The sequence below is a fragment of the Glycomyces sp. YM15 genome, from assembly GCF_016918015.1.
Classification (GTDB): Bacteria; Actinomycetota; Actinomycetes; order Mycobacteriales; family Micromonosporaceae; genus Glycomyces.
The window spans coordinates 25,452-46,251 of sequence record NZ_JAERMK010000024.1 but is presented as its reverse complement, the minus strand read 5'-3'; the positions used below and the strand labels follow the sequence as shown (position 1 = coordinate 46,251).

Here is a 20,800-nt window from a genome sequence, read left to right as displayed (position 1 = left end):
TTTGTCCGGCCCCTCTTACCCCGGCCCCCCGGGGGGGGGGCCGGGGGGGGCCCCGGGGGCCCCCCCGCGGACGGTGAACCGCTCGCTCACGCGAGGGCACCCGAGACGGTCACGAACGAGTGCGCCGGGAGGTGCACCCGCAGCTTCGAGCCTTCGAGCTTGACGCCCTCGTGCGCGCGCGGCGCCACGGCCTCGAGCGCCTCGGGCGTGTTGTGCGCCTGCAGCGTATCGGCGGTGAGGATGAGCGATTCGTACTCGCCCAGGCCGCCGCCGCGCAGGTCGATCTCGACGTCCTGGCCCTCGCTCGCATCCAGGTTGGACAGCGAGACGAGCAGGCGGCCGTCCTTGCGGGAGGCCGAGACCGACACCGTCGGGAGCTCCTTGCCGTCGACCTCGCGGGTCGGGACGCCCTTCGGGGTGTCCACGCGCAGGCTGGCGGCGTCCTGGTGGCCCTTGTTCATCTGGAACACGTGGTAGGTCGGGGTGAGCACCAGCGCGCCCGTGTCGGGGTCGGTGAGGATCATGGCCTGAAGCACGTTCACCGTCTGCGCGATGTTCGCCATGACGAGGCGGTCGGCGTGCTTGTGGAAGATGTCGAAGTGGAGGCTCGCCACCAGGGCGTCGCGCATCGTGTTCTGCTGGTACAGGAACCCGGGGTTGGTGCCGGGCTCGACGTTCCACCACGTGCCCCACTCGTCCATCACGATCCCGATCTCCTTGGTCGGGTCGTACAGGTCCATGACGTTGGCGTGGCCGGTGAGCAGCTCGTCGGTGCGGTTGGCCTTGAGCATCGTCGTGTAGTACTCGTCGTCGGTGAAGACGGTGGCGTCGCCCTTGTCGTCCCAGGTGCCCGCGATCGTGTAGTAGTGCACGGAGACGGCGTTGTAGAGCTTGCGCTCGACGCGCTGGCAGCCGATGTGGCTCAGCTGCTCCATGAGCGTCTTGGTCCACTCGTAGTTGAAGTCGGCGGCGCCGGCGGCGATGCGGTAGAGCTTGTTGTCGCCGTAGTCGCGGCAGTAGGTGGCGTACTTGCGGGCGTCCATCGCGTACTGCGCGGCGGTCATGTTGCCGCCGCAGCCCCAGGTCTCGTTGCCGAGGCCCCAGAACTTGACCTTCCAGGGCTCGTCGCGGCCGTTCCGCTTGCGCAGGCGCGCCATCGGGGATTCGCCGTCGCGGGTGATGTATTCGACCCATTCGCTCATCTCGCGGACGGTGCCGGAGCCGACGTTGCCGGAGATGTACGGCTCGGTGCCGAGCATCTCGCACAGGTCCATGAACTCGTGGGTGCCGAAGTGGTTGTTCTCCTCGACGCCGCCCCAGTGGGTGTTGATCATGACGGCGCGGTCCTCCTTGGGGCCGATGCCGTCCATCCAGTGGTACTCGTCGGCGAAGCAGCCGCCGGGCCAGCGCAGGTTGGGGATGTCGAGGTTGCGGAGGGCTTCGACCACGTCGAGGCGGATGCCGCGCTCGTTGGGGATGTCGGAGTCCTCGCCGACGTAGAAGCCGCCGTAGATGCAGCGTCCCAGGTGCTCGGCGAAGTGGCCGTACACGTGCTTGCTGATCTGGGGGCCTTCGATGTCCACGTTGATGACTGCGGAGACGGCGTCGTTGCTCATGAGGGAGCCTTCCTGGCGGTCGAGCTGGCGGTGCGAGTGATCTTTATCGGTAAAGCGCGGTTCACTCTACCCGGTCGCACACCCGCCGTGTCAAGTCCGACGCGCGCCCGAATCCACGGCGTCCCGACCGCTGCGGCGCCGACGCGCCTCCGTGGGCGATAGAAATAGACATGCATCGATGCTTGACCCGATGTTGAAAGCGGTGTCATAATTTGCGCGGATGTTAGCGCGCGCATCCACCTCCTCCCTCGCACGTGCGAAGTCGCACGAGATAGGCCGGTCCACATGAACGCCGCATCCGCCCCTCGGGGGCGCTCCCTGCTCCGCCTGCTGATCGGTGCGCTGGCCGCGCTGATCCTCGTCCCCGTCGTCGCCCTCTCCAACCCGGCGCCGGCCGCCGCGAACACCAGCGCGTTCCGGGGCTTCAACTGGGCCATGCTGGGCGACAACTTCAACACCGGACCGCTCGTCCTCGACGGCCTGAGCCAGTCCGACAGCTACGACACCGTCCGCGCCAAGGCCGACGCCGTCTACAGCGACATGGAAGCCCTGATGGGCACCAACACGATCCGGCTCCCCGTCAACACCCACACCGTCGGCACCACCTGGTGGAACGCCTACTCCGCGACGATCGACGCCGCCACCGCCCGCGGCTTCAAGGTCATCCTCGCCTACTGGGAGGACGGCGCCGCCTCGGGCGGCCGCATCACGAACATGGCCGCGTTCAACACCATGTGGAACACCGTGGTCGCCAAGTACGGCTCCAACAGCCTCGTCCACTTCGAACCGATGAACGAGCCGCACGGCTACAGCGCCTCCGAATGGGCGAACGTCGCCGCCGCCTGGATCAACGCCCGGCCATCGGTCCCCAAGGGCCGCATCCTCATCGACGGCGCCGGTTACGCCCAGGACATCAAGCCCCTGTGCGCCGACAGCCGCCTCAACGGCACGCTCCTCTCCTACCACCACTACGCCTTCTTCTACGGCGAGCACGACTACAACTGGTGGGTCCAGAGCTTCAAGGACGGCGTCGGCAACTGCGCCTCTCGCGCCGTGCTCACCGAATACGGCTCCCCGATGGACAACGGCCTCAACTACGCCGACGCGGCCAGCTCCCAGAACTTCGTCCGCTACCTGCGCGCCGTCACCGACGCCCAGCGCCAGCTCGGCATGGGCTCGACCTACTGGCCCGCCCTCGGCGGCAAGATCACCGGCACCTCCGGCTACGACTGGTACTCCATGTTCGCCAAGAGCGGCAGCGGCACCGACCTCAACCTGACCATCCGCAACCGCTCCGGCGCCGACCGCATCCTGCACGGTTGGGGCCAGGACACCGGCAGCGGCCAGGTCACCGACATCGTCAGCCGCGTCTCCGGCAAGTGCGTCGACGTCTTGAGCGGCTCCACCGCCAACGGCGCCGAGATCATCCAGTACGACTGCCATGGCCAGGCCAACCAGCAGTGGGAACTGCGCGACGCCGGCGGCGGCTATGTCCAGCTCGTCTCCCAGGCCTCCGGCAAGTGCATCGACATCAGCGGCGCCTCCACCGCCAACAACGCCCGAGCGATCCAATGGACCTGCGGCAGCGGCACCAACCAGCAATGGCAGGTCCGCGACGCCGGCGGCGGCTACGTCGAACTCGTCGCCCGCCACTCCGGCAAGTGCCTCGACGTCATCAGCTCCGGCACCGCCAACGGCGTCCGCCTCCAGCAGTACGACTGCTACGGCGGCACAACCCCCCACGGGCCCCTCTCCCCGCGCGGCCCCGCCGCCCCGCCACCCCCCGTCGCGGCTCGGCGGGCGCGCGTTTCGTCCTCGACTCCGACCCCGGGCGCGCCGACCCCCGGCGATCATCGACCGTCCGTTCTGGAACGGTGGTCGGGGCGACCGCTCGCCCCGGCTCGACCGCTAGGCCTCGAGGTAGTCCTGGGCCTCGTCGAGGTGGCCCTGCATCGTCTCCTGCCAGGCGACCAGGTCAGTCTCGATCGGCTGGTACGCCTCGACGATCATCGCGGCCCAGCCCTGTTCGACGGCCTCGCGCAGACCGCTCTCCCGCCCGCAGGCCGCGAAGTCGCCGGCCATGGCGCGCTCGAGTTCCAGTACGCCCATGAAGTCGCCTGGGACCTCTTCGGGCCCTTCGGGAACCTCGGCGCCCTCCTCGCTGCCGTACTCATCGAAGTAGGCCTGGTCGTACATCGGCCCGAAGTACTCCCAGAGCGGCGGGTAGAACTCGTCGCCGAGCTCCCAGCCCTCGTGGCCGGCGTCGATGAGGCAGCTCTCGAACGCGTCGGCCTCGTCGCGGACGGTCGCGAGCAGCGCACCGAAGTCCTCGAACTCCTCGAGCGTGAACACCGGGCTCGGCTCGTGGGTCTGGGCGTACTCGCCGCCTTCCTCGCCGTCCTCTCCCTCGTACGTCACCATGTACGGCTCGCCGTACATGGTCTCGACCATCTGGAGCCAGCAGCCGCCGGGAGGGGCCTCGGAGTCGATCCGGGCGCCCTTGACGCCGTCCGTGATCGCGGGCGCGCCTGAATAGGCTTCGATCCACTCGGCCTGGTACGCCTGATCCTCGGCGTCCCATTCGCTCGTGTCGAGCCCCATGCCCTCCTCGTCGAGGATGCCGAAGGCGGTCCTCGCCTCGGGCGTCAGCAGTTCCTCGGCGAGGTCGTCGTTGCCGGGATTGCGCATGAAGTCGACCCAGACGCCGAACCCCCACTGCTCGGCGGCTTCTGGCGTCGGCACGGCCCTGAGCGGCGCGCCGGAGAGGTAGCCCGCCGCCCCGTACGCGGCGGTGTTCGAGGCCTGGAACTCCATGGGGTCATGGACGCGAAAGCCCTCATCCTCCATGCAGCGCTTGGTGACCCGGTGCTCGATCTCGGTGAGCTCGTCGCTGATGGCGCGGCTGTCGTTGACGATCTGGTAGAGGCGCTCCGCCTCGGCGACGGCGTCGGGTCCGGGTTCGACGCTGCCGGCGGTCGGCTCCTCTTCGGCGGTGCAGGCGCCGACCGCGAGCAGGCCGCAGACGACGGCGAGCGCGGTGAGGGCGCGGCCGGGTTCGAGTCGCACTTGGCGTGTTCCTTTCGACAGGGGCTTCGGATACGTCTCATACGCGCACCGCTCCGAGGCGGTTGCCCACGCGGAACCACTCCTTCGGTGTGAGCAGTGCCTCCCCTCAATCGGAATAGTCCTCGCCCCCGAGTCGTTAAGGTAGATGCAAACGCATGAAGATAGCACCGCCGCGGCGGGGAGAGCAGGGAATACGATGCAATTCGGTGTCTTCTCAGTCAGTGACATCACGCGCGACCCGGTCTCGGGGGAGACCCCGACCGAGGCCGAGCGGATCGACGGCATCCTCAAGATCGCCGTCAAAGCCGAAGAGGTCGGCCTCGACGTCTTCGCCATCGGCGAGCACCACAACCCGCCGTTCTTCTCCTCCTCGCCCACCACGCTGCTCTCCCACATCTCGGCGCTCACCGAGCGGCTGGTCGTCTCCACGGCGACGACCCTGATCACCACCAACGACCCGGTGCGCATCGCCGAGGAGTACGCGATGCTCCAGCACCTCTCCGGGGGCCGCATGGACCTCATGCTCGGCCGCGGCAACACCGCGCCGGTCTACCCCTGGTTCGGCCAGGACATCCGCCAGGGCCTGCCGCTCGCGCTCGAGCACTACAACCTGCTGCACCGCCTGTGGCGCGAGGACGTCGTCGACTGGGAGGGCGAGTTCCGCACCCCGCTCCAGGGCTTCACCTCCACGCCCCGGCCGCTCGACGACGTGCCGCCGTTCGTATGGCACGGCTCCATCCGCACGCCCGAGATCGCCGAGCAGGCCGCGTTCTACGGCAACGGCTACTTCGCCAACCACATCTTCTGGCCCACCTCGCACTCCAAGCGCCTCGTCGACTTCTACCGCCAGCGCTTCGAGCACTACGGTCACGGCACGCGCAAGCAGGCGGTCGTGGGTTTGGGCGGCCACGCGTACATCGCGAAGCGCTCGCAGGACGCGGTGGACGAGTTCCGCCCGTACTTCAACGAGGCGCCGGTGTACGGCCACGGCCCGTCCCTGGAGGAGTTCACGAAGGGCACGCCGCTCTCGGTCGGCAGCCCGCAGGAGGTCATCGACAAGACCCTGACCTTCCACGACGCGTTCGGCGACTACCAGCGCCAGATGTTCCTCATCGACCACGCCGGGATGCCGCTCAAGATGGTGCTCAACCAGCTCGACCTCCTCGGCGAAGAGGTCGTCCCGGTGCTGCGCAAGGAGCTCGCGGCGCGCCGTGACTCGGAGTCGGCCGACGCGCCGACGCACGCCGGGCTCGTGCGGGCCAAGTACGGCGACGCCCCGGCCCGCCAGCCGCGCCCGAACGCCAACCGCGGCGACAACACCGCCGGCGACATGCCGTACCAGGACGACGAGAGCTGAAGGGGGCGGACATGACCCGCAGCCGGAGCCGCCGCGCGAACGAGGCGTGGGAGTCGCTGCTCACCGCTCACGCCTCGCTCATGAAGCGGTTCGCCGCCGAGCCGATCTGGGGCGAGCTGTCGATGCGCGAGTACGACGTCCTCTACACGCTGTCCAAACACGATGCGCCGCTGCGGCTCTTCGAACTGGGACGCGGTGTGCTGCTCAGCCAGCCCGCCCTGTCCCGGCTCGTCGACCGCCTCGCCGAGCGCGGCCTGCTCGAACGCATCCCCGACCCCGAGGACGGGCGCGGTGTCCGGCTCGCCCTCACCGCGGCCGGGCGCGAGCGGCAGCGCGCCGTCGGCGGCCGCCACGCCGTCGACGTCGCCCGCGCCGTCACCGCCGCCCTCACCGACGAGGAGATGGCCCAGCTCGAGGCCATCGGCCGCAAGCTCGCCGCCCATGGCGCGGCGACCCCCGCACAACGCAACCGGCAGGAGGCCGTCCTGTGACCGTCCAGCAGCGCCAACCCGAAGGCGCCCAACCGTTCCGAGTGGTAGTCGTCAACGGCGGCACCAGCGACCCGTCCTCGACGCGGATGCTCGCCGACCGTATCGCCGACCGCGTCCGCACGCTCGCCGAGGACCGCGACGAGAAGGTCGCGACCGACGTCATCGACCTCCGCGAACTCGCCACCGAGATCTCGACCGCGCTCGTCTCGCAGCTCATGGGCCCCAAGATGACCCGCGCGATCGAACTGCTCGGCCGCGCCGACGCGGTCGTCGCCGGTGCCCCGGTGTACAAGGCCGCGCCGAGCGGCCTGTTCAGCTCGTTCTTCCACGTCCTCGACAACGACCTGCTCATCGCCAAACCGGTGGTGCTCGCCGCGACCGCCGGCACGGCCCGGCACGCCCTCGTGGTGGACGACCAGATGCGCTCGCTGTTCGCGTACCTGCGCACGATGACCGTCCCGACCTCGGTCTTCGCCGCCACCGAGGACTGGAACTCGAAGGAGCTGGGGGAGCGGATCACGCGCGCCGCGATCGAAGTGCTCCTGCTCATGGAGTCCGGTTTCGCCGAGAAGGTCCGCAGCGAGTCATGGAAGAGCTACCAGCACGAATACGGCAGCGCGGGCGGCACGGAGCTGGACATCGACCTCAGCACCGACCTGATGCGCCTGGCCACGGGCGGCTCGGCCAAGCCGAACCGCAAGACCTAGGGTCCCCAGTGGTGGCTCCGAGCCGGTACGTTGGAACGGAGCCACGAACTTTGGAGGCGCGATGGGCGACGGCGGCGACGCGGTGGACTACTCCGCCGCGGATCTCGCGGTGGCATTCGGCACGGAGGCCGTCGAGGCGGCCGCGGCCGCTCCTGAGGACGACTTCGGCGACGTGCTCGTCTCGCCTGGAGGCGGCGGTGACGCCGGGCGGCTCCGGGCGGAAGAGCCGGACCTCATCGAACTGACCTGGGTCGAGCCCGACACGCGGTCGGGGCCTTAGCGCGTGAGGTGCGGCGGCTGCGAGGCCGCCGCACGCTCCGCTACCGGGCCCGGTACGCGGCCACCGCCGCGTCCGTGTCCTCGTTGACCAGCTCCATGTTGATCTGCGCCCCGGCCATCGCCCCCGCTGCGGCGGAGGCGCCGACCTGGGCCATCAGGTCGGTGACGTTGCCCGCGGCCCACACACCGGGCACGTCCGTGCGGCCGAACGGATCGGCCGGGACGTGCTCGCCCGCGCCCGAAGGATGCTCGACCGCGTTGAGCCCCAAGTCCTTCAAGAACCCGGCCCGCGCCTCCATCCGGGAGGCCGTGGCCAGCACGGAACGCTCCACGAACGCGCCGTTCGCCAGTCGCACACCGCGAATGCGCCCGCCCTCGGATTCGATCCGTTCGATCGCGCCGTCCACGATCCGGGTGCCGCGCGCCTGCAGCTTCTCGACCTCCTCGGGCGGCAGTGCCAGCCGTTCATTGGTGAACACCACCAGGTCCGCGGTCCACTGCCGGAACAGCAGCGCGCCGTGCATCGACATCGGGCCGGTCGCGACGATGCCGATCGCCTGGTCGCGGACCTCCCACCCGTGGCAGTACGGGCAGTGCACGACGCCCTTGCCCCATTGCTCGGCGAGACCGGGGATCTCCGGAAGCCGGTCCACCAGCCCCGTGGTGACGAGCAGCTTGCGGGCCTTGACTTCTCGGCCGTCCACCAGCGCGACGGCGAAACCTTCCGCGTTCGCCTTCGCGCTCGTGACGGCGCCCTCGACCACATGGCCGCCGTACTGCCGCACTTCGCCGCGGCCGATCTCCAGCAGCTGCGACGGTGGCATGCCCTCGCGTCCGAGCAGGCCGTGGACCCCCTCGGCCGGGGCGTTCCGCGGCTCACCCGCGTCGATCACGGCCACCGAGCGGCGCGCGCGGGCGAGCATGAGCGCCCCGTTCAGGCCCGCGGCTCCGCCGCCGATCACCACGACGTCGTACAGTTCCCTCAGTTCATCGGTCATTGCGACCACCTCCGTGGACGACCGTAAACCCGACTGCGCGAAACCGGCAAACATTCTTGCCGATCTGGCAAACTTGCATCATGGACGACGACATGGAACAGGCGCTCGACTCGGTCGGCCCGCGCCTGCGCGCACTGCGCAAGGAACGCGAGGCGACCCTCGCGGACCTCTCGGAGCAGACCGGGATCTCCGTGAGCACCCTCTCGCGGCTCGAATCCGGTTCCCGCAAACCGACCCTGGAGCTCCTGCTGCCCTTGGCGAAAGCCCACGGCGTGACCCTCGACGACCTCGTGGACGCCCCGCCCACCGGGGATCCGCGCGTCCACATGCGGCCCATCACCCGCCACGGCATGATCCACCTGCCGCTCACCCGCCGCCCCGGCGGCATCCAGGCCTACAAGATGATCATCCCCGGCGGCTCCCGCAGCGAACCCGACTTGAAAGTCCACGAGGGCTACGACTGGATGTACGTCCTCAACGGCAACCTGCGGGTGGTCCTCGGCGAGCACGATTTCGTGATGAAGCCCGGCGAGGCCGCCGAGTTCGACACCCGCACCCCCCATTGGTTCGGCAGCGCCGACGAGCATCCCGTGGAGATCCTGAGCCTCTTCGGCAGCCAGGGCGAACGCGCCCACCTGCGCGCGAAGCCCAAATCGAAAGCCGATTGACCTCGAATCTCAGAGCGACCCGTCGCCCTTCGACCGAGCCACCGGGGGAGCGGCCGTCATCGGATCCACCCGAGACCCGATACGCCGCCCTTTGGAGCGCAACCGATCGGGTCCCGGGACGGGGCTCAGGCGAAGGTGTTCACCCCGGTGAGCTCGGCCGAGAACGCCCAGAGCCGCTGTGCCTGCTCGGGGTCGATCGCATGCGGGCGCACGCCCGGGCCGGCGTCGAGATCGGGGTTGACTTCGGCGATCTCGCAGTCCTCCAGGTAGAGGCCGCCCAGGCCGTCGAGTTTCGGCGAGGTCGCCGCCCAGGTCTGGGTCGCGGCACCGGCCTCTGCGGACTTGAAGTGCGCCGGGGGATTGCCGTGCTCGTCGATCCAGCCGATCTCGCGCTGCTCGGCCTCGGTGAAGTGGCGCTGGAGCGGCGTGAGGATCGCGCCCGGGTGGAGTGCGAACGCCCGGATCCCCGATGAGGCGGCGAGGCGGTCGAGTTCCACCGCGAACAGCACGTTCGCGGTCTTCGACTGGCCGTACGCCTGCCCGCGGTCGTAGCCGGTGTCGAAGTGCGGGTCGTCCCAGCGGATCGGCGACTGCCGGTGGCCGTTGGAGGAGACCGAGACGACACGTGCGCCTTCGAGCAGCGGCAGGAGGCGGTTGACCAGCGCGAAGTGCCCGAGGTGGTTGGTGGCGAGCTGGAGTTCCCAACCCTTTTCGGTGCGGGTCTCCGGGCAGGCCATGATGCCCGCGCTGTTGACCAGGAGGTCGATGCGTCGCCCGTCCGCGAAGCGGCGCTCCGCGAATCGCCGGACGCTGTCGAGGTCGGCGAGGTCGAGTTCGTCCACTTCGGTGCCCGCGATGCCCTCGAGGTTCGCGGCGGCGAGGTCGGGGCGCCGTGCGGGGACGACGACCTCGGCTCCGGCGCTCGCGAGGGCCCGCGTGGTCTCGAGGCCGATGCCGGAGTAGCCGCCGGTCACGACGGCGGTCTTGCCGGTGAGATCGATGCCGTCGAGCACTTCGGCGGCGGTGGAACGGTTGTCGAAGCCCGACTTGATCGGTTGCTGCTTGTCGCTCATGCCTCGACGCTATGACTTGGAGTGCACTCCAAGTCAAACCGCCAGGTCAGTTCTCACTGTGCTCAGTGGAGGCCGCGCTCTCAGGCTGTGCTCATTCAAGGAAGCCGAGCACGTGCGCCAGGCCGCGCTCGCCGGTGCGGACTTCGCCGGGGAGGAGGTACGCGCGGAGGCCGCTCGCCGCGGCGCCGCCGTCCTTCGCGGGATTGTCGCCGACCATGAGCGTGCGGCGCGGGTCGACGCCGAGCCGTTCGCAGGCGGCGCGGAACAGCACGGGGTCGGGCTTCTCGGTGCCGAACTGGTAGGAGACGACGCGCACGTCGATGAGGTCGTCGAGGCCGAAGTGCTCCATGTGGACGCCGACGTCCCAAGGGAAGTCGGAGACGATGCCGGTCTTGATCCCGCGGCGGCGCAGCTCGCGCAGCAGCGGCTCGGTGTCCGGGTAGGGGACCCACGCGTCAGGGGCGGCGATCGCGGCGTACGCCTCGGCCTCGATGCCCTGGAGGAAGTCGACGTGCTCGAACCAGCCGAGCAGGGCCACACGGTGCTTCTCGGCGGACTCGTCGCGGCCGACCTGCATCGCGGCGACCTCGGGGATCCGGTAGGCCTCGCCGAGCTGCGCGGCGGTCTTCTCGATCAGGTCGTCGTCGATCGCCCGGCCGGTCGCCGCGGCGACGCGGCGCAACCAGGTGCCCGCGTCGATGAGCTTGAAAATGGTGTTGCTGAAGTCGAACAGGACCGCCTCGATCGGCGGCACGGGCTCGGACTGCTCGGCCTCGGTCGGCCGGTACGCGGCGGCGGAGTCGAAGAGGCTGTAGATCACGGCGGGCCTTCCGTCCAGGATTGCGGCGGTCGCCGTAACCGTAACCGAGCGTGCGCGCCCGGACCACGGTTCCAGCCGCACTTCACACCGCGAACCAGGAGTTCCATCGCCGTTCAACCGCTCGCCCGCCGGGCTTTCGCTGTCGCATACGCTGCGGATGCGTCGGTCGACCGGTGCCTGGAGCTGCGCGGGTTCTGCGAGCGCTGGGAGCCGGACGGGCCCGCCGTCGCCGCGTGGGAGCGACGGGCCGCGATCACCGCGGGGTGGTGACTCAGTCCCGGTAGAGCGGGTTCGCGCCAGGCGGGCGCTCCTCCTCGGCTACCGGGTCCGGGGCGGTGCCGTCGCCGAAGGGCTTGCCGCCCAAGGATTCCCGGCCGTGGTCGGAGAGCCAGTTCTCCAGGTCCGGGCCCGCGGGCACGACCTGGGTCGGGTTGATGTCCTCGTGCACCACGTAGTAGTGCCGCTTGATCTGGTCGAAGTCCGCGGTGTCCCCGAACCCGGGGGTCTGGAAGAGGTCGCGCGCGTACGCCCACAGGACCGGCATCTCGGTGAGCTTGTTCCGGTTGCATTTGAAGTGGCCGTGGTAGACCGGGTCGAACCGCAGCAGCGTGGTGAACAGCCGCACGTCGGCCTCGGTGATCGAGTCGCCCATCAGGTACCGGCGGTCGGCGAGTCGCTCCTCGAGCCAGTCGAGGGCCTTGAACAGGCGCTTGTACGCCAGCTCGTAGGCGCGTTGCGATCCGGCGAAGCCCGCGCGGTACACCCCGTTGTTGACTTCGGTGAAGACCCGCTCGATGACCGGGAGCATGTCGTCGATGAGCCCGGCCGGGAGCAGATCCGGCGCGCCTTCGCGGTGGTGCTCGGCCCACTGGGTGGAGAGGTCGAAGGTCAGCTGCGGGTAGTTGTTGGTGACCACCCCGCCCGAGGGCACGTCGACGATCGCCGGCACGGTGATGCCGCGCGGGTAGTCCGGGAAGCGCTTGAAGTAGTGCTCCTGGAGCCGCTCGGTGCCGAGCACGGGGTCGCGGCCGTCGGGGCCCAGGTCGAACGTCCACGAGCGCACGTCGTGCACCGGTCCCGGCGTCGCCAGGGAGATGACCTCTTCGAGGCCGAGCAGGCGGCGGATGATGATCGACCGGTGCGCCCACGGGCAGGCCCGCGCGGCCACCAGCCGATACCGGCCCGGTTCGACCGGCCAGGCGTGGGCGCCCTCGGTGAGCCCGGCCATGCGCGGGTCGCCGATCTTGGCGTGCGCCTCCACGGGCGCGGCCCGCACGGCCGCGACGTCGGCGACGATGCGGTCCTCGATGTAGTTCGTGTCCCTGGTGAACTCGCCGCCGGTCACGTACGCGCCCTTGGTGGAGTGCTCGGTGCCGTCGGTCCGGTTCGGTTCGCTCTGTGCCACGGGCCCAGCCTACGCATTTTCCGTGCCGGAGGCACCGAGGAGGGCCACGCGGTGCAGTTCTGTCAATGGCTGGAAAAACTACTGGACAAACCGGGCCGCGCCGGCCAATACTCGACCGCGATGCCAGCCTCCAAACGCCGCCGCATGTTCGCGCTCGGGGCGCTCGCCTTGGGCGCGTTCGGGATAGGTCTCACCGAGTTCGTCGTGGTCGGCCTCCTCGGTCCGCTCGGCGACGACCTCCACGTCTCGATCTCCACCGCCGGGCTCCTCGTCACCGGCTACGCCGCCTCGGTCGCGATCGGCGCGCCCCTCATGACCGCCGCCGGGACCCGCCTGCCGCGCAAGACCATGCTCGTCATCCTCATGAGCCTCTTCATCGCCGGGAACGTGCTCGCCGCGAAGGCCCCCGACTACGGCGTGCTCATGACCGGCCGCGTCGTCTCCGCCCTCTGCCACGGCGCCTTCATGGGCATCGGCCCGATCATGGCCGCCGGCCTCGTCGCCCCCGAACGGCGCTCCCGCGCCATCGCCCTCATGATGACCGGCCTGACCCTCTCGAACGTGGTCGGCGTGCCGTTCGGCACTGCCCTCGGCCAGCAGCTCGGCTGGCGAGCGGCGTTCTGGGGCATCGCGATCATCGGCGCGGTCTCGCTGACCGCCATCATCGCGTTCGTGCCCTCCCGGCCCGGCGACTCGGGCGGCTCGCTGCGCACCGAACTCGCGGTCTTCCGCAGGCCACAGGTGTGGCGGGTCCTCACGATCACGATGCTCGGCTGGGGCGCGGCCTACGCCGCCATCACCTTCCTCGAGCCGATCCTCACCCGCGTCTCCGGCTTCGACACCGCCGCCGTGCCCTGGCTCCTCATCCTCTTCGGCATCGGCCTCACCTGCGGCAACCTCCTCGGCGGCCGCCTCGCCGACCGCGCGCTCATGCCGACCCTCTACGGCACCGTCATCGCGGCCACCGCCGCCCTGGCCGTGTTCGCCTTCGCGGCCCAGCACGTGGTCTCGGCCGCGATCATGGTGTTCGTGCTCGGCGCGGCCGGCTTCGCGATGGTCCCGGTCTTCCAGACCCGCGTCATGGACGTCGCGAAGGAGGCGCCCGCGCTGGCCTCCTCGGTGAACGCCGCGGCCTTCAACGTCGGCATCGCGCTCTCCGCCTGGTTCGGCGGCCTCGCCATCGACGGCGGTCTCGGCCTCATCGCTCCAGTGTGGATCGGCGTGGCGCTGGGCCTCGCCGCCCTCGTCGTGGCCGCCGCCTCCGGCGCGGCCGATCGCCGTACGAGCACCCGCCCTTCCTCCGCCCTCGCGGCTTCACACTCGGGCGCTTAGGTTGCGGTGAAGGCCGGATCCGTCAGTTGAGGGCCAAGAGGCTGACGGCGGCGGCTGCCGTTCCCAGTCCGATGAGCTGACCTCGGTGGAGGCGTTCGCCCAGCACCTTGCGGGCCAGCAGGACCGTCCCGGCCGGATACAGGGCCACGATCACGGCGACGACCGCCAGGTCCCCGCCGCGGGCCGCCAGCAGGAACAGCAGGTTCGCGATCGAGTCGAGCGCTCCCGCCGCGGCCGACACGGCGTACGCGGGACGCTCCGCTCCGAGATTGCGCCGCAGCAGGAACGCCGCGCTCAGCGTGACCCCCGAAGCGACGGCCCGGCCGACGATCAGCGGCCCGACCCCGCTCCCGGCGGGCGCTTGGTGCAGGAACACCAGCTGCAGCGCGATCGCCGCGCCCGCACCGCACGCCAGCAGCAGCGCCGTGCGCGACGGCCGCGATGACCGCATCCCCGGTCCGGCGCTCACCAGCACCACCGCCACCAGCGCGAGCGGCAGGCCGATCAGGCCGGCCGCCGCCAGATGCTCGCCCTGGAGCAGGCCCACGCCGACCGGAATCGCGGCTGAGACGAGCGCAGTGATCGGCGAGAGCACGTTCATCGGGCCGATCGCCAGCGTGCGGTACAACAGCACGAACGCGGCCGCCGAGGAGAAGCCGGAAGCCGCGCCCCAAGCCACGGTCGACAGCTCGAACGAGGCCCCGAGCAGCGGCCACAGCAGCAGCTCGACCACGAGGCTCGCCGGGGCCGCCACTCTCACCGTCCGCAGCACGTGCGCCTTCCGGGCACCGAGGCCGCCGAGGAAATCCGCGCACCCGTAGGCGAGCGAACTGCCCAGCGCGAGCACGAGCGCGATCACGGCATCCCACCATTCTTCATCGAACCGACCGGATAGAATAGTAGAACGACCGAAGCAGGCAGTCAAACGACCGCACGGACTATTCCAGTGACCTACGCGTCAAGAAAGGCGGACACATGAGCGAGGCGGAGGCGGCGCTGCGAACCGTCGCGACCAACGTCAAGGCCGCCCGCGCCCGGGCAGGCCTCTCCCTCGACGAACTCGGCCGCCGCGCCTCCGTGAGCAAAGGCGCGCTCGTCGGCCTCGAGAAAGCCCAGGGCAACCCCAACCTCGCCACCCTCGTCCGACTCGCCGACACCCTCGGCGTCTCCGTCTCCGCCCTCATGGAAGGCGCCGCCGAAGACCGCGTCCGGGTCGTCACCGCCGAGACCGTCGCGCCGCTGTGGACCGGCGAGCACGGCGGCGAAGCCCGGCTCATGCTCACCACCCCCGGTCCCGCCCCGGTCGAGGTCTGGCGGTGGCGGCTCGAACCGGGCGAGGTGTACACGAGCCACCCGCACCAGGCGGCCGTGCAGGAGACCGTGAGCGTCATGTCCGGCGCGATGGTCCTGGTCGTCGACGGCACCGAGCACGCCCTCGAAGCGGGCCAGACCGCGACCTTCGGCGGCGACGTCCCGCACGCCTACCGCGGCGCGGGCACCGGCACCTGCACCCTCGTCATGACGGTCCACCTCCCACCGGGAGCCTGAGGGACCGGCGGCGCCTTCCGCGGCCGGGCCGGCGAACCCGGGACGCGGCGTTCAAGGACGGAAGCGGTAGCCCATACCCGGTTCGGTGAGGAGGTGCACCGGGCGGGCCGGATCGGGTTCGAGCTTGCGGCGCAGCTGGGCCATGTACTGGCGCAGGTAGTTCGTCTCCCGGTCGTAGTTGGGACCCCAGACGCGGTGCAGGAGCTCGCGCTGGCCCACGAGTTTCCCCGGGTTGCGCAGGAGCACTTCGAGGAGCTGCCATTCGGTCTTGGTGAGGCGCACCTCCGCGCCGTCGCGCAGGACCTCCCGGGTCGCGAGGTCCACGGTGGCCGAACCGATCTCGGTCACCGGCGAGTCGCCGGCGGCGTTCCCGCGCCGCGTGGCGGCCCGGACCCGGGCGAGGAGTTCGCCGATGTCGAACGGCTTGGTCACGTAGTCGTCGGCGCCCGCGTCGAGGGCGGCGATCTTCTCGGCGCTCGCGGCCCGGCCCGAGAGCACCAGGATCGGCACGCTCGTCCAGCCCCGCAGGCCCGCGATGACCTCGGTGCCGTCCATATCGGGCAGCCCGAGGTCGAGCACGACGAGATCGGGGACGAGCGCGGCGGCGGCGCGCAGGGCTTGCGCCCCGTCCGGCGCGGTCGCCACCTCGTAGCCGTGCGCGCTGAGGTTGATCCGCAGCGCCCGCGCGATCTGCGGTTCGTCGTCGACGACCAGGATCTTGATCACTCGGTGCCCTTCTCATCCGCCCGCGGCGGCGCCACGTGACACGGACCCATCATTCCCCGTGCCCCGGGCCTCGGCCATCAAGAAAACGTCAAAGGTGACCTCCGCCGGTGTCGGCCGCGTCGCACCGGCTCCGACGCCGCTCGTTCGCACCGCGCTCAGCGGTCCGGCGGGGGCGCGGTGGCGTCCCGTTCGATGAGCCGGACGCTGAGCGCGGTGGCCCGGCTCGGGCGGTCCTCGCCCCGCACCGCCCGGCCCCGAAGGGTGGCCCCGCACCCGGTGCCCACCCCCACTTCGGCCGCGACGAAGTCCACGACGTCCACCGGCGCCGTCGCTTTCGGCGTCCTCGCCGGCGTCGGCGATGTCCAGGTTCGGCCGTCGCGGTGGGGCAGGGCGGCGGCCCCTCGCTCCACACCTCGTACGCATTGGGCCACAACCGCATCGACGACCCCGACACCGCCTTCCCGGCGGATCCCGACGTCTCCGAAGACTGGCTCGCATGCTCCCGGGAATCGCACCGCGAAACGGGCCCGCGTCCGGATAGGACGCCGGCCCGGTGCGTCTCACTCCCCGATGCGTGTGCCGACCGATCACAGGACCGGGTCTGGCAAGATGTCCCCGTCGCGCAGGGAGCCGCAACACGGCGCGCGCGACGACTGACCGTCGATGCGACGAAAGAAGCGCCAATGCACACTTCCCCCTGCAAGACCCGTGCCCGGAAGGAGGCCTCCCCGTGGTCGACATGACCTGGTTCGAGGCCATCGTGCTCGGGGTCGTCCAGGGCCTCACCGAGATGCTGCCGATCTCCTCCTCGGGGCACCTCCGCCTCACCTCGGCGCTGTTCTTCGAAGAGGACGCCGGCGCGTCCTTCACCGCGGTGACCCAGCTCGGCACCGAGACCGCGGTCCTCCTCTACTTCTGGAAGGACATCGTCCGCATCCTCGTGGCCTGGTGGAAAGGCTTGCGGGACAAGGAACTACGCGGCGAGACCGACTACCGGCTCGGCTGGTACGTCATCATCGGCACCCTCCCGATCGTGTTCTTCGGGCTCCTCTTCAAGGACGCGATCCGCGACGGGGCCCGCAACCTCTGGCTCGTCGCCTTCTCCCTCATCTTCTTCGGCCTGCTGCTCGCGCTGGCGGAGCTGGTCGGCAAGAAGACCCGCACGTGGAAGGACTTCCGGATGAAGGACGGCATCATCCTCGGCTTCGCGCAGGCGGGCGCGCTCATCCCCGGCGTCTCGCGTTCGGGCGGGACGATCACGGCCGGGCTGTTCATCGGCCTCGACCGCGCGGTGGCGGCGCGCTACTCGTTCCTGCTCGCCATCCCGGCGGTGTTCGGCGCGGGCATCCTGAGCCTCGGCGACGTGTTCGACCCGGCCACGGAGGGCTCGGTGCCGAGCGGTGCACAGATGCTCGTGGCGACGATCGTCGCGTTCTTCGTGGGCTTGGCCGCCGTGCACTGGATGCTGAAGTGGGTCGCTAAGCACAGCGTGTTCATCTTCGTCTGGTACCGCTGCATCCTCGGCGTGGCCGTCGTCATCATGCTCGAGACGGGTTACCTCTCCGCCACCTGACCCCAAGCGCGACAAGGAGGGCCGGTCCGATGGGCCGGCCCTCCCGCCGTTCCTAGCGTCGGGATTCGGCCAGCGCGAGGGCCGTGATCGAGCCGAGGAGGACCACCGCGCCCGCCGCGGTGGCGACGGTGAGCGGTTCACGGAGGACCGCGACGGCCAGGAACGCGGCCGTGACCGGTTCGATCAGCATCATCACCGAGGCCGTGGTGGCGCGGACGCGGGCGGCGCCCGCGAAGTACAGCGGGTAGGCGAGCGCGGTGGTGAACACCGCGAGGTACCCGATGACCGCGAAGGTCCGCACCGGATCGCCCGTGGAGGGCGCGAGGCCTTCGAACCAGGCGGGGACGAAGAGCAGGGCCGCGCCGATCCCGAAGGACCACATGGTGAGCGTGAACGGGTCCTCGCCGTCGCTGCGGCGGCCGGTGGCCCGGCCGAGGAGCGTCACGGCGGCGTATCCGGCGGCCGATAGCAGCGAGAGCGCGACCCCTGCCGGGTCGATGACGCCCGCGCCGTTGCCGAGGACGAGCACCCCGAGCCCGGTGACCGCTCCGGCGACGGCGAGCGCGCCGCCGCGGCCGAGGCGTTCGCCGAGGAGGAGCCGGCTCCCGACGGCGGTGAGGATCGGCCCGGAGCCGAGCGTGAGGAGCGTCGCCGCCGCGACCCCGGTGGCCTCCACGGCGGCGAAGTACGCGGTCTGGAAGACCGCCATGCCGATGCCGACCCCGCCCAGGAGCAGCGCCCGCCGCCGCACCGGGGCGGCCTTGGCGATGCGGGTTCGCTTGGGGCGCAGCGCGGTGAACGCGAGGAGCAGCACGAGGCCGCCGAGATGGCGCCAGAACGAGACGGCCATGGGGCCGAGATCGCCTGCGCGGTAGACGAGTTCGGCGGCGGCGCCGGTGGTGCCCCAGGCGAGGCCGGTGACGGTGAGGTAGCCGAGGCCGCGTCTGGCGGCGGGCACGGCAGGGCGGACGAGCGTGGACGTGGACATGCGTTCTCCAGATGAGCGTCGCGGATGAGTGGCACTCGTCTGCGGGCATGCCTGGGGAACCCGCCGGGTCCGAGCCCGTGCGCGGTCGTTCGGGAGCCCGCCTTAAGCGGCGGGCGGGGAGATGCCGAAGTCCATGGCGCGACTCTATCCCGTCAGTCCCGCTCGCAGTCGTTTCAGGCCCTCCTCGAGCACGTCCGCGGGCTTGCAGAACGCGAACCGCACCTCCGGCCGCGCCGCCCGGTCGAGGTAGAACGCCTGGTTGGGGACGGCCACGACCCCGCAGCGCTCGGGCAGTTCCAGGCAGAACGCCATCCCGTCCCCGTAGCCGAACGGGGCGACGCTCGTGGTCACGAAATAGGTGCCCTCCGGCTCGTGCACGTCGAAGCCGATGTCCTTGAGCCCGGCCACCATGAGGTCGCGCCGCTCCCGGTAGCCCGCGACGTAGTCCCGGTAGTAATCGTCGCCCGAGGCCAGCGCCTCCGCGATCCCGTACTGGAACGGGGTGCCGGAGGCGAACGACAGCCACTGCTTGACGTCCTTCACCCGCGCGATCAGTTCGGCGGGGCCGGTCGCCCAGCCGATCTTCCAACCGGTGACCGAGAACGTCTTCCCGGCCGAGCCGATGGTCACCGTGCGGTCCCACATGCCCGGCAGCGACGCGAGCGGCACGTGCTCGCGACCGTCGAAGACCAGGTGCTCGTACACCTCGTCGGTGACCACGAGGAGGTCGCGTTCGAGCGCGATGGCCGCGATCGCCTCCAACTCGTCGCGGCGCAGGACCGTGCCCGTGGGGTTGTGCGGCGAATTGACCAGCAGCAGTCGGGTGCGGTCGGTGACGGCGGCGGCGAGGCGCGCCGCATCGAGCCGCCAGTGCCCCTCGATGCCGACGGGGGTCTCGAGCCGGACCGGCACGAGGGTCCCGCCGGCCATCGTGACGGCGGCGTTGTAGGAGTCGTAGCTCGGTTCGAGCGCGAGCACCTCGTCGCCGGGGTCGACGAAGGCGAGCAGCGCGGCCGTGAGCGCCTCGGTGGCGCCGGCGGTGACGGTGACGCCGTCGTCGGGATCGGGCGCGAGCCCGTACCAGTGCCGCTGATGCGCGGTGATCGCATGGCGCAGTTCGGGAATGCCCGCGAGCGGGGGATACTGGTTGCGGCCCTCGCGCATGGCGGTCGCGGCGGCCTCGATGATGTGCGCGGGCCCGGACTCGTCGGGGAAGCCCTGCCCGAGGTTCACCGCGCCGTGGCGCTGCGCGAGCGCGGACATGAGCGTGAAGATCGTGGTCTGGGGCCGACGGCCGGGTCCGTTCATGGTGCCTCCTCCTCGAACGACCCGGCCATCATCCCAGGCCGCCGCGTCAATCGTCGGCAGGCCAGCGCCCTTCGGCCTTGGCCCGCTCGATCTCGGCGAGCCCTGCCGGCCGCATCCGACCGGCCGCGATGAGCGCCTCGGCGATGCCCCGGTTCCGCTTCGACCAGGGGCTGCGCCTGGTGCGCGGCGAATAGCGCTGCAGGAACGAGTCGCCGTCGAGGCCCTTGCGGTGCCCGTCGATCCAGCCGAAGCACAGCGCCGCTTCGAGCGCGGGCCCGATCCGGAGCCGCCCCTCGGGCGAGTGCTCCTTGCCGATGCGCAGCCACACCGCTCGCTCGCCCTGATGGGCTTCGAGCCAGGCCTCCCATTCGCCGCGGTCGGCGAGATCGAGCGGTTCCACCCCTACGCCCCCTTACCGATCGAGGCGAGCACGTCGAGGTAGTGCCGGTTGACCATGACCGCCAGGACGTTCCCGAACGGGTCGACGAACGAGGCCGTCTCGAAGCCCTCGCCGCGGACGATCTTCGGCTCGTACTCCTCGGCGCCCATGGCGGTCAGCCGCTCGATGGTCGCGTCGAGGTCGTCGACCTGCCAGTACGCGATGGCGCCGCCGGGTGCGGCGTTCATGTCGTGCGGCGCCCACTCGCCTTGGGCGATCCCGATCTCGTGCTGGTAGTCGCCCACGCGGAACTCGATGTACCCGGGCACCTCGAAGTAGGGCCCGGCGCCGAGCAGCTCGGTGTACCAGGCCTTCGCGGCCGCCAGGTCCTCGGCGAAATAGCTGATGGTGCTGAATCCTCGCAGCATGTGCTGGCTCCTTCTTCGATGTCGTTGAGGACCAGGCT

22 protein-coding genes are annotated in these 20,800 nt (G+C 70.5%); 10 read left to right on the top strand and 12 right to left on the bottom strand.

Annotated features, from left to right (window positions below):
- Positions 1-86: 86 nt before the first annotated feature.
- Positions 87-1,616 carry an alpha-N-arabinofuranosidase gene (locus JHY01_RS22120; RefSeq protein ID WP_205327874.1) on the bottom strand — a complete coding sequence of 510 codons (1,530 nt, stop codon included), beginning with the start codon at positions 1,614-1,616 and terminating at the stop codon, positions 87-89.
- 285 nt (positions 1,617-1,901) lie between these two features.
- Between JHY01_RS22120 and JHY01_RS22115 the strand changes: the two genes are divergently transcribed.
- The 6 genes from JHY01_RS22115 to JHY01_RS22090 all read left to right on the top strand — a co-directional run bounded on the left by JHY01_RS22115 (position 1,902) and on the right by JHY01_RS22090 (position 7,517).
- Positions 1,902-4,148 carry an RICIN domain-containing protein gene (locus JHY01_RS22115; RefSeq protein ID WP_205327873.1) on the top strand — a complete coding sequence of 749 codons (2,247 nt, stop codon included), beginning with the start codon at positions 1,902-1,904 and terminating at the stop codon, positions 4,146-4,148.
- Positions 4,149-4,436: 288 nt separating this feature from the next.
- A complete protein-coding gene (locus tag JHY01_RS22110) occupies positions 4,437-4,775 on the top strand; it encodes a hypothetical protein (protein WP_205327872.1) in 339 nt (112 codons plus the stop codon).
- 103 nt (positions 4,776-4,878) lie between these two features.
- Entirely contained in the window at positions 4,879-6,039 is a 1,161-nt protein-coding gene (locus JHY01_RS22105) for an LLM class flavin-dependent oxidoreductase (protein ID WP_205327871.1), read from the top strand.
- Between the two features lie 11 nt (positions 6,040-6,050).
- Positions 6,051-6,530: a MarR family winged helix-turn-helix transcriptional regulator gene (locus JHY01_RS22100; protein ID WP_205327870.1), complete on the top strand. Its 480-nt coding sequence runs from the start codon at positions 6,051-6,053 to the stop codon at positions 6,528-6,530.
- The gene (locus JHY01_RS22095; protein ID WP_205327869.1) at positions 6,527-7,237 is read left to right on the top strand and encodes a CE1759 family FMN reductase; all 711 of its coding nucleotides are present in this window, start codon (positions 6,527-6,529) and stop codon (positions 7,235-7,237) included. The genes JHY01_RS22100 and JHY01_RS22095 overlap by 4 nt, the downstream gene beginning before the upstream one ends.
- Before the next feature lie 61 nt (positions 7,238-7,298).
- Entirely contained in the window at positions 7,299-7,517 is a 219-nt protein-coding gene (locus JHY01_RS22090) for a hypothetical protein (protein WP_205327868.1), read from the top strand.
- A 40-nt stretch (positions 7,518-7,557) separates the two neighbouring features.
- Here JHY01_RS22090 and JHY01_RS22085 read toward each other — a convergent pair whose 3' ends face one another.
- The gene (locus JHY01_RS22085; RefSeq protein WP_205327867.1) at positions 7,558-8,514 is read right to left on the bottom strand and encodes an NAD(P)/FAD-dependent oxidoreductase; all 957 of its coding nucleotides are present in this window, start codon (positions 8,512-8,514) and stop codon (positions 7,558-7,560) included.
- An 80-nt stretch (positions 8,515-8,594) separates the two neighbouring features.
- On the opposite strand from JHY01_RS22085, the gene JHY01_RS22080 reads away from it, so the two are divergent.
- Complete coding sequence (locus JHY01_RS22080; protein ID WP_205327866.1) at positions 8,595-9,182, top strand: helix-turn-helix domain-containing protein; 588 nt, start codon at positions 8,595-8,597, stop codon at positions 9,180-9,182.
- Positions 9,183-9,307: 125 nt separating this feature from the next.
- Here JHY01_RS22080 and JHY01_RS22075 read toward each other — a convergent pair whose 3' ends face one another.
- From JHY01_RS22075 to JHY01_RS22065, 3 genes are all read right to left on the bottom strand, one after another.
- Entirely contained in the window at positions 9,308-10,255 is a 948-nt protein-coding gene (locus JHY01_RS22075) for an SDR family NAD(P)-dependent oxidoreductase (RefSeq protein ID WP_205327865.1), read from the bottom strand.
- A gap of 91 nt (positions 10,256-10,346) precedes the next feature.
- The gene (locus tag JHY01_RS22070; protein WP_205327864.1) at positions 10,347-11,075 is read right to left on the bottom strand and encodes an HAD family hydrolase; all 729 of its coding nucleotides are present in this window, start codon (positions 11,073-11,075) and stop codon (positions 10,347-10,349) included.
- A 271-nt stretch (positions 11,076-11,346) separates the two neighbouring features.
- Positions 11,347-12,480, bottom strand: a complete 1,134-nt coding sequence (locus JHY01_RS22065) for a glutathione S-transferase C-terminal domain-containing protein (protein WP_205327863.1) — start codon at positions 12,478-12,480, stop codon at positions 11,347-11,349.
- 120 nt (positions 12,481-12,600) lie between these two features.
- Here JHY01_RS22065 and JHY01_RS22060 point away from each other — a divergent pair, with 120 nt between their 5' ends.
- Positions 12,601-13,812 carry an MFS transporter gene (locus tag JHY01_RS22060; protein ID WP_240193102.1) on the top strand — a complete coding sequence of 404 codons (1,212 nt, stop codon included), beginning with the start codon at positions 12,601-12,603 and terminating at the stop codon, positions 13,810-13,812.
- Positions 13,813-13,834: 22 nt separating this feature from the next.
- Here the strand turns inward: JHY01_RS22060 and JHY01_RS27905 are convergent, their stop codons facing one another.
- Positions 13,835-14,671: an EamA family transporter gene (locus JHY01_RS27905; RefSeq protein ID WP_205327862.1), complete on the bottom strand. Its 837-nt coding sequence runs from the start codon at positions 14,669-14,671 to the stop codon at positions 13,835-13,837.
- A gap of 116 nt (positions 14,672-14,787) precedes the next feature.
- Between JHY01_RS27905 and JHY01_RS22050 the strand changes: the two genes are divergently transcribed.
- The gene (locus JHY01_RS22050; protein WP_205327861.1) at positions 14,788-15,360 is read left to right on the top strand and encodes a helix-turn-helix domain-containing protein; all 573 of its coding nucleotides are present in this window, start codon (positions 14,788-14,790) and stop codon (positions 15,358-15,360) included.
- Positions 15,361-15,411: 51 nt separating this feature from the next.
- Here JHY01_RS22050 and JHY01_RS22045 read toward each other — a convergent pair whose 3' ends face one another.
- The gene (locus JHY01_RS22045; protein WP_205327860.1) at positions 15,412-16,086 is read right to left on the bottom strand and encodes a response regulator; all 675 of its coding nucleotides are present in this window, start codon (positions 16,084-16,086) and stop codon (positions 15,412-15,414) included.
- A gap of 155 nt (positions 16,087-16,241) precedes the next feature.
- Entirely contained in the window at positions 16,242-16,406 is a 165-nt protein-coding gene (locus JHY01_RS22040) for a hypothetical protein (RefSeq protein ID WP_205327859.1), read from the bottom strand.
- Positions 16,407-16,825: 419 nt separating this feature from the next.
- Between JHY01_RS22040 and JHY01_RS22035 the strand changes: the two genes are divergently transcribed.
- Positions 16,826-17,659 (top strand): undecaprenyl-diphosphate phosphatase, encoded by an 834-nt coding sequence (locus tag JHY01_RS22035; RefSeq protein WP_205327903.1) that lies wholly within the window; start codon positions 16,826-16,828, stop codon positions 17,657-17,659.
- A gap of 52 nt (positions 17,660-17,711) precedes the next feature.
- Here the strand turns inward: JHY01_RS22035 and JHY01_RS22030 are convergent, their stop codons facing one another.
- From JHY01_RS22030 to JHY01_RS22015, 4 genes are all read right to left on the bottom strand, one after another.
- Positions 17,712-18,647, bottom strand: a complete 936-nt coding sequence (locus JHY01_RS22030; protein ID WP_205327858.1) for a DMT family transporter — start codon at positions 18,645-18,647, stop codon at positions 17,712-17,714.
- Positions 18,648-18,791: 144 nt separating this feature from the next.
- Complete coding sequence (locus JHY01_RS22025; protein WP_205327857.1) at positions 18,792-19,955, bottom strand: aminotransferase class I/II-fold pyridoxal phosphate-dependent enzyme; 1,164 nt, start codon at positions 19,953-19,955, stop codon at positions 18,792-18,794.
- A gap of 46 nt (positions 19,956-20,001) precedes the next feature.
- A complete protein-coding gene (locus JHY01_RS22020) occupies positions 20,002-20,355 on the bottom strand; it encodes a YdeI family protein (protein ID WP_205327856.1) in 354 nt (117 codons plus the stop codon).
- Between the two features lie 2 nt (positions 20,356-20,357).
- On the bottom strand, positions 20,358-20,762 hold the full coding sequence (locus tag JHY01_RS22015) for a VOC family protein (protein ID WP_205327855.1): 405 nt from the start codon (positions 20,760-20,762) through the stop codon (positions 20,358-20,360).
- Between the last annotated feature and the right edge of the window lie 38 nt (positions 20,763-20,800).